Origin of the sequence: Deinococcus sp. QL22 (assembly GCF_023370075.1) — a bacterium.
Taxonomy (GTDB): Bacteria; Deinococcota; Deinococci; order Deinococcales; family Deinococcaceae; genus Deinococcus.
Genome location: NZ_CP097151.1, coordinates 59,072 through 71,658, shown reverse-complemented (window position 1 = coordinate 71,658; position 12,587 = coordinate 59,072). Strand labels below are relative to the sequence as shown.

Annotated in this window: 11 protein-coding genes, 1 pseudogene and 1 riboswitch; of the genes and pseudogenes, 6 read left to right on the top strand and 6 right to left on the bottom strand. The window is 59.8% G+C overall.

What is annotated here, in order from left to right; translation table 11 throughout:
* Positions 1-363: 363 nt before the first annotated feature.
* The 5 genes and pseudogenes from M1R55_RS19695 to M1R55_RS19675 all read right to left on the bottom strand — a co-directional run.
* Positions 364-999: pseudogene (locus M1R55_RS19695) on the bottom strand (IS630 family transposase); the annotation flags it as partial.
* A 5-nt stretch (positions 1,000-1,004) separates the two neighbouring features.
* The gene (locus M1R55_RS19690; protein WP_249395132.1) at positions 1,005-1,475 is read right to left on the bottom strand and encodes a helix-turn-helix domain-containing protein; all 471 of its coding nucleotides are present in this window, start codon (positions 1,473-1,475) and stop codon (positions 1,005-1,007) included.
* Between the two features lie 173 nt (positions 1,476-1,648).
* Entirely contained in the window at positions 1,649-2,146 is a 498-nt protein-coding gene (locus M1R55_RS19685; RefSeq protein ID WP_249395131.1) for an RES family NAD+ phosphorylase, read from the bottom strand.
* Positions 2,147-2,159: 13 nt separating this feature from the next.
* On the bottom strand, positions 2,160-2,630 hold the full coding sequence (locus M1R55_RS19680) for an antitoxin Xre/MbcA/ParS toxin-binding domain-containing protein (protein ID WP_249395130.1): 471 nt from the start codon (positions 2,628-2,630) through the stop codon (positions 2,160-2,162).
* Between the two features lie 638 nt (positions 2,631-3,268).
* Complete coding sequence (locus M1R55_RS19675; protein ID WP_249395129.1) at positions 3,269-3,760, bottom strand: ankyrin repeat domain-containing protein; 492 nt, start codon at positions 3,758-3,760, stop codon at positions 3,269-3,271.
* 402 nt (positions 3,761-4,162) lie between these two features.
* Here M1R55_RS19675 and M1R55_RS19670 point away from each other — a divergent pair, with 402 nt between their 5' ends.
* From M1R55_RS19670 to M1R55_RS19655, 4 genes are all read left to right on the top strand, one after another.
* On the top strand, positions 4,163-5,044 hold the full coding sequence (locus M1R55_RS19670; RefSeq protein WP_249395128.1) for a hypothetical protein: 882 nt from the start codon (positions 4,163-4,165) through the stop codon (positions 5,042-5,044).
* Positions 5,045-5,312: 268 nt separating this feature from the next.
* Positions 5,313-5,552, top strand: a complete 240-nt coding sequence (locus M1R55_RS19665) for a hypothetical protein (RefSeq protein ID WP_249395127.1) — start codon at positions 5,313-5,315, stop codon at positions 5,550-5,552.
* A gap of 238 nt (positions 5,553-5,790) precedes the next feature.
* Positions 5,791-5,979 (top strand): hypothetical protein, encoded by a 189-nt coding sequence (locus tag M1R55_RS19660; RefSeq protein ID WP_249395126.1) that lies wholly within the window; start codon positions 5,791-5,793, stop codon positions 5,977-5,979.
* Between the two features lie 256 nt (positions 5,980-6,235).
* Positions 6,236-6,538 carry a hypothetical protein gene (locus M1R55_RS19655; RefSeq protein ID WP_249395125.1) on the top strand — a complete coding sequence of 101 codons (303 nt, stop codon included), beginning with the start codon at positions 6,236-6,238 and terminating at the stop codon, positions 6,536-6,538.
* Between the two features lie 975 nt (positions 6,539-7,513).
* Here the strand turns inward: M1R55_RS19655 and M1R55_RS19650 are convergent.
* Positions 7,514-7,873 carry a hypothetical protein gene (locus M1R55_RS19650; RefSeq protein ID WP_249395124.1) on the bottom strand — a complete coding sequence of 120 codons (360 nt, stop codon included), beginning with the start codon at positions 7,871-7,873 and terminating at the stop codon, positions 7,514-7,516.
* A gap of 181 nt (positions 7,874-8,054) precedes the next feature.
* Positions 8,055-8,138: riboswitch (cyclic di-GMP riboswitch) on the top strand.
* A gap of 255 nt (positions 8,139-8,393) precedes the next feature.
* Between M1R55_RS19650 and M1R55_RS19645 the strand changes: the two genes are divergently transcribed.
* Entirely contained in the window at positions 8,394-12,080 is a 3,687-nt protein-coding gene (locus M1R55_RS19645; RefSeq protein WP_249395123.1) for a PxKF domain-containing protein, read from the top strand.
* 133 nt (positions 12,081-12,213) lie between these two features.
* Entirely contained in the window at positions 12,214-12,489 is a 276-nt protein-coding gene (locus M1R55_RS19640) for a hypothetical protein (RefSeq protein ID WP_249395122.1), read from the top strand.
* Positions 12,490-12,587 lie beyond the last annotated feature (98 nt).

The following is a 12,587-nucleotide window of genomic DNA, read 5'->3' as shown; positions in this document are numbered from 1 at the left end:
ACCGCCGCGGTTCCCATTCACCGTATTGGTGCGGGTTGCGGGATTCGGTTTGCAGTTGAGCGTCGTCATAATCTTCCACCATCCTTCAGGTCGGCCTCGAGTGTCTCCCGGGCGTTGAACAGAGTCTACGGACCGGACTGCTCATCCGCCATCCGCCAAGCGGCGCACCCCGGAGCTACGCCATCTGGCCCAGCAGGCTGACCTGGGGGGAGGGTGAAGCTGGTGACCTACTGAGGCCGCAGCTGTTGCGCCGCCGATAGACCTGAGACGACGCTTCCCCTGGGCCCACCCTTCCCGCCACGAACCTCCCACGTCGTCCATTCCTGCTAATCACCTGGTGGACAGCCACAGGCATGTCTATAGTTATTCTTGTGCTGGGTAGTGCCGCCCGAGCTTCTCCCGAGCCGCCGGTGTTGCGAATTGCCAATTCACGCGAACTGACCGCGCATTGCGGTCGGCTTCCCAGACGTGTATCTCATTCTCGACGGCTTCTTTGCTGGCTAAGCGTTGTCCAAGACACTGACGTTGCAGTGCTGACCACTCGAGTTCAGCCATGTTGAGCCAGCTGGCGTGTTTCGGCGTGTACATCCACTCGAATCGCCGGGTCAATCGTCGGGCTTCCTCTGCAGCAAGGTGTTGGTACAACGCCGCTGGGCTGTGTGTCGAGAGCTGATCTAGGACGAGCGTGATCTTCTCGGCCTTGCGATAGCGCAACTCCAGCGCCTGGAGTTGCGCCGCGAACTCGGCATTCCCTCGCCGTTCGGTCACGGTAACGGTGCGTTGACCCGTCAGGGGTTCGAAGGCCACAAAGAAATTCACCGTGCCACACCGCTTATATTCATGATCCACCCGTGCCGGGTGTCCCGGCACGGGTGGCAGAGGGTCGTGAACGTGGTCAAGCAATTGATAGGACTTTTCATCGAAGCAGATCACTGGCCGCAACGCGTCATAAGGTTGGGCATAGGTGTCTAGGACAGCTTCCATGCGCCAGACAAAATCCGCACCTACCTGGGCGACACACCAACTTTGAACTTGCCACGGTTTGAGCGCGTTTTTTTGAGTGTGCGCCGCACTGTTTCATCACTGATCCTGTCCACCACCCCCAAGGTCACCAGCCGATCTGCCAGCAGTTGCATCGTCCACTTCTCCCGCCCATCGGGACTCGAGCAGACTTCGGCGATTAGGATCGCCGTCTGCTGAGCATTCAGTTTCGGAGGCTGCTTGGGACGCGCTTTTTCATACAGGGCGGCCTGCAGGCCGCCCTCAACGTACTTCCTGCGAATGGACGCCACAGTCGCCGCATTGACACCTTGACGCTTCGCCACATCCTGATCCAGAAGCCCTTGGTCGCTCAGTAAGAGCAAGCGTGCGCGGGTCATGACCCGCGCACTATGCACACCTTTGCGCGTCATGTCCGTCAACTGTTGCCGCTCATCGTCACTCAGCTTCACGACCCACTGCTTCTGGCGTCCCATCCCTAAATCTAACTCATCTCATGCCTGTGGCTGTCCACTAGTGGAGCGTCAACTTTGGTCTGTCAAGTTTGACGGATAGAGATGGGAAAGCTTTTGTCGGGCTGCGGTGGTCGAGAACGTCCAATTCACTCCACGTTCTGCGCGGTTTCGCTGTCAACCCGCTCGGTGCACAACTACCGAAGGCGGTCATCCACGACGAAGGGGACGGTGTCGACTAGGCGCACGGTCTGAGCCGCGCGGGGATGCCGGGCGTGAATCAGGTAATTGCCGACTTCTGCGCTGTACAGCTCGTCGGGCATCACAATGCTGGGGACACGCAGGACCGGACTGGTCAGCCCGTCGTACCAGGCGTCGCCCACGCCCTGGCTTTGCGGTGTTTCGGAGAAGCTGCGCCAATCGCTGCCAACCTCCTTGAGGGGCAGTTCCTGTACAGCGTCTGCGTCCAGCTCAAAGGTGAGCCGGACATGGGCTTCACTGCGTAAGCCCACCCCGCCGGTGTGCACCAGCACTTCCAAGCAGGCGAGTGCTAGCTGGCTGCTGGTGTAGATCAGTCGCCGGTCCCGCAGTTCGTTGACGGAGTTCCAACGGCCACCATAGCGGGCGGCACCGATTCCAAAAGGCTCGAGGTCACGACTGGCAAATCGGGCCTTGCAGATTCGGTGAACAAGCAACTTGAATCTCCCGTCAGGTGTAGACGCCGTGTTCGAGACGGGCCAGCACCGTAGTCACGTATTCCGTTCCGCCTGGGTAGCGGGCGTACTCCAGCGGCGTTTTGCCGTCGAAGGTCGCGCTGGGGGTGGTCAGCCACCGCTGCGCGGCCTGGAGATCACCGAAGTAACTACGTGCTGCTTCGGTAGCCCGGGCCATGTCAATCAAGTGACGGTTGACCAGGCCATTTTTGATCACCCCACCGCGGCGCCTGTTGTCGTGATAGGTGCTTTCGTTGAGGTCAAGCAGTTCCAGCAGGCGTTTGACCGTGAGTTGGAGCGTCTCGGCAAAGGTCTTGATGGAGGTGGTGGGGAGCCCGCGTTCGATGGCTTGGTGCAGGTCACGGGTGCTGGTCGCGCTCAGGCCCAGCGTGGCTGCACCTGCGGGCTGGGAGGGGGTATGAGGGGGTGTAGAGGTGCGCCTAGGGAGCGGCTGAGGGGTCATCATGGATTCACTCCTTCAGGCAGGAGTTCTTATCGCCTGCAACTGCATGTGTACCATCGGAAAAGCGAGACGATTGTACTTGAGGAGTGCTCCAACGGCTGGGCCGTATACGAGTCACTCTTCCCTGAGGTGTTCAGGGTGCCGTACCGACCAACCCAAAAGGGATCACTGGGGCGCTTCAGGAAGCTTCGCTTCCCTGTGCCTCGCACGCTGGCGCATGTGTTGATCGTAAAGCGAAGGGAAGGACGGCGAGTCGTGGAAGTTTTTTAACGACTCGCCCATATGAGTTGGTCGAGGGGAGACGCTGAGGTCGAGCAGCTCGGGTATCAGACCCGGAATGCTTCGCGTGGAGCGACAGAACGGCACCGCCAGACGAATGAGCGCCTTTGACGCCAGGAGCAGCTTGGCCTTTGCCCGTACACCGTTGATGCGTCGTGCAGTGAGTCAGCTGTGCATGGGGATCTACAACTGGTGTAACCAGCAGCGCGGGCTTCGTACCAGGCTGCCTGAGCCACAAGGGAGGAGACAGGACCAACAGCGTTCCCCCGCCCTGGCGAGAGGAATCGCCACACGTGTTTGGTCCGTGGCCGACTTGCTGAGCTTTCCCAACTATAGCTGACGGCTGTTCGTCAGGCGCACTTTCAAACTGACGAGAGAAATTCAGCGCCTTCGCTCCAGGCGTAAAGACGTGCGTGGTCAGCGGCTGTGTGGCCTTGATCGTCGCGCAACTTCCGGTCGGCGCCACGTTCAAGCAGGAACTGAAGGAGATCCAGGCTGGGCTGTTCGTCACTTTGTACAGCGCCGTCGTACTCTACGTCCACGGCATGAATCAGGGGCGTCCAACCGCCGTATTTGCGCACATTGATATCCGCACCATGGGCCAGCAGGAGTTCCACACCCTCTCGCCAGGCGTTCTCGACGGCGGCGCTCAATGGCGGGAATCTAGTACCGTCGTAACTGCCATTTGGGTCTGCACCGGCTGTGAGGAGAAACGCTGACACATCGAAGTTCTGGAAGAACACCGCTCGAACAAGTGCGTTCGTCAAGTCTTCGACTGGGTATCTCTGGGTGGCGACTTCCTGTCGAAGGCGCTCCCACTCCTGGCTGAGGGCGAGTTCGTAGAGGTTGACCATCAGATCGTCATCCTATGCCGAGGCAGGGGCAAGGAGGATACGGGGTCGGTACAGCTCGACTTATTGGTACTCCGTTGACTCTTAAAAAGAATGCCCGTGTGGACGGCGTTTACGTGACATAGAGCGAGAGGGGCTGTTCCCTGTCCCACAGACCTGAGCAACGCGAGCAGCGTCTTGGGAGGCTCAGCCGTCGTGAAGCCACGCCATGCTCTCCAGATCCAGACGAATGGCTCCAAATAAAAACGTGCCTGTGGACGTAGACGAAGAAACCAAAGGGGAACCATGACCGACACGAAACAGCCGTTTAACGGTTGTCTGCTGTTGTGTTGGCTCCATCCTTTCTAGATTTTTCACTTTCGTGCCTGGTTGGCCGCGCTCACTCAGGCAGATCAGGCTTTGACTATGGTCCTGCACGACACCACTCTCCGGGCCGGTGCGCCTGCTCTCACGCAGGACGAGGTGGAGTATTTATTGAAGTTATGTGCCCCGTCGCTGAAAGCCAGCCTTCCGCCTGGGGTCTGGCCCAGCGTCATTTCTCAATTCCACACCCGATTTAAGCGGCCGCAAGACCCGGCGTATACCTCGGAACCCAGTCTGCCGCTGGACCTCCACATCCAGGCTATTGGTGATATGCACGTGCATATCACCGGGCAACCCGACCCCATCGTAGCTGACCTGTGGCGGGTTCCCCTCGGGCTTACTGAAGCGCTCGTCTGCATCGGCAACGACCATCTCCGTGCCGTGCAGCAACAACTGGAGACCATCCGCACGGCGGACACCGCCGGTTCCCCCGCTGCTCTTACCCAACTGCACGACCTGATCCGCCTGCACGGTCCAGTGATCTGCCGTTGCGCAGGGCAGCCTGCGGTACAGCGGACCCGGCCTCACCGCGCCGGGTTTGCTGACCTCACCTGCCAGATTGATGTCGACGGTCAAGCGATCTGGCTATTGACCTTCACCGTGCGCGTTCCGCCTCGGTGGCTGCCCCTCGCGTATCGTCACGACACCATCGGCGTCGATGTAGGCATCCGCCTCTCGAACGCCCCAGGTATGTCTCAGGGGGTCGCCGTGCGAACCTATGGCATGACGACAAGCCAAGACATCGCCTCGGTCCTACCGCTCTCTCCGGAGGACCTGCGGCTCGCGCTTGAGGGTGCTGAACTCGCTGGCGCCCTAGCCCGCGTTGACGCTGTCACTCAGCTGGCAGCCGCGCTCAGCGTGCCGGCCGCCGACCTGCTCGCCCAGGTCGGTGCCCATCCCGCCCAAATCAGGAAGAGGCCTTAGAGCGTGCTGCACGTGGAATTGAGTTCATTACCGCCGCCTTGGTGTATTGAGGTTCTCCGCTCCGGTGGCATGCAAGTCTGTGGGCATGACAAGCCACGACACTGACTCTGCTCTACCTCTGTCTCCGGCACACCTCCGGCTCGTCTTGGCTGGCGCTGAGCTGGCTGGTGTATGTGCCGCTATTGATGCCGTGGAGCACGCAGCTGCGGCTCTGGGCTTGTCCGTTGAAGAGCTAGCGATTCACAACGGCAAGCGTGCGGAACAGACTATGGAGCGTCTGACGGAGGACTTGTGCCGTGTACTGGAGTCCGGTATTGATTCTGACCGAAACCCCATCACGCCCGAGGAACTCGCCCAGCTGCTGGCTCTCGGTGGCGGCGGTCCGGCTGTTCGGGCAGTGGCGCGGCGGGCGAGCATCTGGCTTTATTACACCCAGCCCGACATGGCTCAGAGTGCGCGGCAGGACGCGCGGATCATCGCCTTCATGACCGCCGCGCTGGCGTATTGAGGTTCTCTCTGCAATCGCCCGTCCGAGTCTCTCGTCGGCCGCTGCTCTGGTAGCTCATCGGTAGGCAGGACGCGCTCGCCGCCCTGGGTGCTGCGCTGGGGTCGCCCGCGCCCCTGCGGAGGCCGTTAGCACACGTGGACTACAGCTGACCTCCCCGCCTGCCCCAGCGCCCCGCCGATCGAGCGGGGCGCGTCACGTGTGCATGGGCGTCTCCACCCACGGTGTGCCACCTATGTGCTTGGAAGACCAAACCGAACAAACGGTATCCGACGACTACACTCCGGCCGAGGCCAGGCTCGTGGCGGTCGGCGGTGACCTCGCTGCCCGGCTCAGTGTCCTGACCGACACCCAGGATCTCAGCGCCCCAGAGGTAAGAGAGGCCCGCCAGAGCGTCGACACTGCTGCACAGAGATCGCGCACGCGTTGAGCAGTGACTCCTCACTCACCCCCGCCCGGCTCGCGCGCCTGATGATGGTGGACGGCGGCGCGGCAGTGGTGCGTGCGGTGGCTGTCGTGCTGATCCAAGCGAGACGAACGGTGACCCCGCGCGGAAGGACCGCGCTCTGGAGTTCGTCCAGCTTGCCCTCGCGTACCCTTCCCCCGCCTGAAGCACAGGCGGGGGCACTTGTTGTGGTGTCGATCGGACATATGTCTGGTGCGCACTGAACCCGTAGAATGCCGGGATGACTGTGCCAGAAGACATCCTCTGCCGGGCCTATGAGCTTGCCGGCGACGAGCAAGACACCGTTCTGCTTGACCTGCGTGGCATTGACTGGGGCACTCTGACCAATGATCTGGAGTTCTATCCCAGTGACACCGGGGGCGGCATGCAGATGCTGGTTGCTGACTCGGAGTATGACTTGCAAGTGCTGATGACGGACGGGGAGGCGGGGGTGCCGACGGACGCGGAAGACTTCTGGTTGGCGCTGTCTGACGGCGAGGACGAGCTCTTCTCAATGGTCGTGCGGAACGGTGTGTTGGAGTAGCCCGCCCTGCCTGAAGCGCCCCACCCGTGGAAGGGTGGGGCGCTCTTCTGCCGGCCTTTCGCCCGTGCCCTATGCATCCCGTTATGCAGTGCACGCTTTGGTCAATCAGTTGCTCCACGCGTTTCTGTCGTATTCTGGGCGTGATACATTTGACGTGTAGCAGGGGTCTGCGCGAGGGGCTGAAGCCATTTTTTGAGTTGGTCTGACTACGGATCAGAAGGCCAGGGGTTCGAATCCCTTCAGGCGCACCACCATAAACCTCGTCCTGGACGGGGTTTTTCTCTTTTGTTTCTCAGTGCCAGATGGCCGCGTGCCTTGTTCGTGCCTTACGGTCGCAACCCCATTTTGAAACCCATTGACCTAAGCAGTCAGTTGTCTGGCACGGCAACTTTGAGGTGTGCCACAGGGTGGTGCGGTAGCTCAGGGAGGGTCGCCTGCAAAGTGTTGTGGGTGCCGTCGTGTGAGGCATGTGGGTGCCAGGCTTCATCAACTGCTCGCTCAGCAGTGGCAGCGGTTGTCAAATTCTAGTGAAACTGTCGTTGTCTAACTGAGTATGTCGCCCGTTGTGCTGGAGAGCGTTAACGCTCTCCAGCACGAGTTATTTGTGGATTGATCAGTCTCCTGATGGTGTCTTCCACCTGCAACGACATGATGAGTGCAACAGTCCACCCTCCGAACACAGGAAAACCAGCCTCCCAACCCCTCTTAGAGCAACATGTCGTTTTAGTTTCATAGATGTCGTATGGCTTCTCACTACAAATAGGGGTCGACAGCGCAAAGGGCGGTGCGTTTGTGCCGTTTCAATCTCAGTTCACAGTGATCCCATCCCCGCCAGGACACAGGGAGCACAGGTGGCAGGAGCGCCGGGCGCCACGCACCCCAGGGTAAGAAGCGGCGCGGGCGTCTGGGGGCCAAGGAGTGAAGCCCCATGTGAACTGCAGCAGGACTGTGTTGAAGCGAGCCGGTACCGAACCGCTAGTTCTGGAAGAGTTTCAGGGCAATGTCGACATCGACGCTGCCGTGGAGCGCAGGCTGCGTATGCAACAGGCGGGGGCGGACGGTGCGGAGGGTGACGGTGGTGTCCACTAGGCCCTGCAGGCACTCTGTGGCGGTGGGAATCAGCGTTTCGTTTTCTTTGAACATCCGGAAATAACGGTGTTCAAACAAGGAGAATTTCGTTTTCCGCAGCGACCGAGCCACGGCGACGTATTTCATGGCGGCAAAGACAAAACTGCCGATCTCGCTGTCGTGCGACAGCGCATCGCTGAGCGTCTGGCGCTGAGTTTCATTCAGGTCCTTGGTGCAACAACGCCGGAGGACATGAGTAGAGATCACTTGAAAGCCGTGAGGAGTTGGGCACGGATCTGCACACTGGGCTCCCCCGCTCCATGACCTTAATGAAGGTGAGTCTAATGTGTGAAGGTGATAAATTCCACCCTATTAGGAGAGGATTAAAGTAACCTTTAACCACAAGTAAACCCGGTGTGAACGACCTCATTTCGGATGTCCCTGTGGGCATTCGATGGGCCGCGAAGACCTTTGTCCTGTATCCGGTCACCTGGGGCAAAGCGAGCGAGTGGTGAGACCCGCCCAGTAAGGAGCCTTTATGAAGACAGGCAGCCCTCTGGTACCAATTCTCACGATGCTCGCGTTGGCCGGCTGTTCGCAGGATGCAACGCCGAAAGCGGCTAACACCACGGCGACGACCACCTCGTCAGTAGCGGACGTGGCAAATGTGTCATCCGGTACGTTAAAGGCACAGGGAATAGTTCAAGACAATCAGAACGGGATAGGCGCTTCTGCCACAACGTCGATTTCTGTTTGCTCTGGGTCTACGGCTCCCACCACAGGCACCATGACCTTCCGTGTCAAGGGAAGGCAGAGCTCTGGCTACAGCATCGAGGTGAAGAGCAAGTTCATTGGGACATGGAATGGTAGCACGATAAGTTGGGGAGCTGAGGCGTCGAAAAGAATCAGCGTAGCCGCGCAGACGGACCCTAATGACCAGACCTCATACTCCGTCCCGATTGAGATCGTCATCAATGGCGCCCCTGTAAACACAGGGAGCTCATTTAGCGAAAGGCCGACGGTAGCAACGCCTCTGCCATCACCAGCAGGGGCTCACCCATTGGAAATTGGTAATGGGGGAAGTGGCACGGCGACAGTGTTCGTGAAAGTGGCGAGTTGTGCAGATGCCAACACGGCGCCGGTCTTAACCATCCCCAACAACGACAGCAAAGAAGCCACAGGCCAAAACACGCCCTATAGCTTCGTGGTGTTGTCCAGCGACAAAGAAGATGGTGTCCTCGCCCCAACCTGTAAGGTAGGAACAACCACGATTCCTATGGTCAATGCTCCCAACAGCGTGACCCCAGCTGATGCGAAGGCTTACCAGGGCAGCTTGAACCTGCCGATAGGTTCCACCACGATCACCTGTTCAGCCATAGATAGCGGGAGACGCACCGACGGAACGGCAGATCAGGTTCTGACCACTCCGGCGAGCTTCCAAGTGGTCGTCAGTGACACGATCGCGCCGACCGTCACCCCTGGAAATATTACGCAGAACACTTGGCGTAACACCCCGTTGGCTCAAGCCTTTATGGCTTCCGACGCCGGTTCTGGCCTTGCAGTTGCTTCCGACGCCTCATTTACCCTGACCGCCAGTGCTCAGTCAGCGAACGCCACCACACCGACTGTGGCGAGCAAGACGGTGACCGACGTGTCTGGTAATACGACCACCCGCACGGTCAGTGCTCTAATCGACCTGGCTAAGCCCACCATCAGCGCCGCGACCTTCGCGGCCGACGGCACCACCCCCATCACCCCGAACGCCAATGGCTGGTTCAAACAGCCGGTGGTTGTCAAGTTCACTTGCACTGACGCTCACTCGGGCATCGTCGCCAGTGGCGAGGGCGCCTGCCCAGAAGCTGTGACAGTGGGTGCGAACAGCGACACAGGCGACAGCGGACAGACCGTCAGCGGCGCCGTTAAAGACAACGCCGGTAACACCAGCGATCTTGAGAGCCTGACCGTGAAAGTGGACAAGACCGCACCGACCATCTCGGCCACTGTTTCTCCCACGCCGAACGCTGCTGGCTGGAACAACAGCAACACAACAGTGATCTTCACCTGTTCGGATGGCGACTGCCCAGCTCCTGTGGTCGTGAGCAGCGAGACTGCCGGACAGACCGTGAGTCATACGGTCACCGACCGTGCCGGTAACACGGCCAGCGCCTCCGCACTGGTGAAGCTCGACAAGACTGCTCCGACGCCCAGCTTGGCGTCCACTCCTGCCACGCCGGATGGCCTGAACGGTTGGTACAAGACGGACGTGAGCTTCGTCGGCGCCAACACTGATGCTCTGAGCGGCCCAGCCACCTGTACCACTGTCTCCCCCCTGCGTACCGACTCGGCCAGCCACACTGTCACCACGACCTGCTCCGACATCGCTGGGAACATTGCCGACGCCTCGATGACCGTCAAGCGCGACGCCACCAGGCCTGTCATCAACGCCACCGCTGACCGCGCGCCAAACTCCGCTGGCTGGTACAACGCTAATGTCATGGTGTCCTACACCTGCACGGACGCCACCCCCGGCTCTAATATCGCTTTGGGCACCTGCCCAGCAGCTGTCGTGGTCGATTCCGACACGCCCTTCGGCGGGCGGTTGGTGAGCGCTACCGTGACAGATCAAGCTGGCAACGAAAGCCTCCCCGACAGCGTCAATGTCAAGCTCGACAAGACCGCTCCTACCGTGACGCCTGGAAACGTGAGCGACAGCCTTTGGCGTAACGAACCGCTGGCCCAGGTATTTGCTGCGTCTGACACCCTGTCTGGTCTGGCAATGACCGCTGATTCCTCTTTCACCCTGTCCGTCAGCACCCAATCGACCAGCACCACCACACCAACCGTAGCGAGCAAGACGGTGACCGACGTGTCTGGCAACACGACCACCCGCACGGTCAGTGCCCTGATCGACCTGACCAAGCCCACCATCAGCGCCGCGACCTTCGCGGCCGACGGCACCACCCCCATCACCCCGAACGTCAATGGTTGGTTCAATCAGACGGTCGTTGTCAAGTTCACCTGCGCTGACGACCTCTCTGGCCTCAGCACGAACGCTTGCCCCGAGCCAATCACCGTATCTGCTGATACGACCGGGAAAGCCATCAGTGAAACAGTGAAGGACAACGCCGGGAATATCAGCGTGCCAGCCGTTCTGACGATCAAGCTTGACAAGACCGCCCCGGTTATCAGCGCCGCCGCTGACCGCGCGCCCAATAGCAATGGCTGGTACAGCGACAATGTCACCGTCACGTTCACCTGCTCGGATGCAATGTCAGGCGTAACGGACTCCTGTCCTGCAAGCAAGCTGATCAGCGCGGAGGGTACGACCCCTGTCAGCGACACGGTGACCGATCAGGCTGGCAACACGGCGACCAGCAACATCGTCACCGTGAAGCTCGACAAGACTAGTCCAGTGATCTCGGGCAGCGACATGGTGAACTCCACTTGGCGCAACAACGACCTGAGCGAGACCTTCACCGTCACTGACGCTCTGTCTGGCCTGGCCAACACCTCTGACACGCCCTTTACTCTCACGGCCAGCGCCGAGTCCACCATCAGCACCCCCACGGTCGTGACCCGCACGGTGACTGACCTGGCTGGGAACAGCACCACCCGCACCCTGAGCGCCCGGATTGACAAGACGGTCCCCACGACCGCCAGCATTACCCCGAACCCGGCTGCGCCTAACGGACTGAGTGGCTGGTACAAGAGTGCCGTGAGCTTCGAGACATCTGGCACCGATGCACTGAGCGGCGGCGTGACCTGCACGGCCATTCCTGACCTCGTGAACGACAACGCGGGCACCACCGTGAACACGACCTGTAAGGATCTTGCCGGCAACACCAAGGAAGCCACCCTGGCTGTGAAGATGGACAAAACCTTCCCCGTGCTGACGACTTCCGGCAACCTCACGGTGAATGCCACGGGCAATAGCCAAGCGCTCGTCAGCTTCATCGCGCCGACAGCTACGGACAACTTCACCAGCCCAATCACAGCCACCTGTGACAAGGACAGCCCTTTGAACGTGTCGGTTGGTACGACCACTGTCAACTGCAGCTCCACCGACGCCGCGGGCAACAAGACCACCAAGAGCTTCACGATCACCGTGAACTACAACTTCACCGGCTTCTTCCAGCCCATCGACATGAGCACGAGCACCAATATCGTGTACAACACCATCAAAGTGGGAAGCGCCGTTCCTGTGAAGTTCAAGCTGGGCGGCAACCAAGGCCCGAACATCTTCCTGGCAGGGTCACCCAGCGCCTTGATGGTCAACTGTGCGACCAACGCTACTACCGATGTCGTTGAAGAAATTTCCGCCGCAACAGTTTCCGGATTGCAATACGACGCTGCCGCCGGACAGTACGTGTACGTGTGGAAGACCAGCACCGCTTACAAGGTTGGCTCCTGTTATCAGCTGACCGTTAAGTTCCTCGACAACACAACCCAGACCGCCTACTTCCAGTTCAAGTAAGTCGAGTCATCTGGGCCGCCTGAGTGAAAGCTCGGGCGGCCTTGGTCTTGCTCTGGTACGGATTTTGGCCGATGAAACCGGCCAGTGAATTCCCAGTCTTTTAAATTTTTAACGTATCTGTAATGGGATGCACATGACCCGTACACCGCGTCTGTTACATTACTACCCTGGCCTACAGAGCACTTCCTATGAGTCTCCCGAAGACCGACGACTCCTCGCCACGATCAAAGCCATCAAAGGATTTGACCAGCTGGTCAAATCCTTCTTCGCCTTTGGGATTGAGCTAGTAGAGTACGCACAGAACCTGACCGATTACGTCCGGGTCACGCCCCGCCAGTACCCGCACCTCTACCAGATGTTCAAACGGGCCGTAAAGGCTCTGGATGTTCCCACGGCCGCTCCGCAGTAGACGCTGTGATCAAGCCCTTGAGCAGATCTTGCTCGCTCCACACGGCACGACCACTAGGGTTCCCGACATGCCCCATCATGGCAAACCGTGAGCGGGGA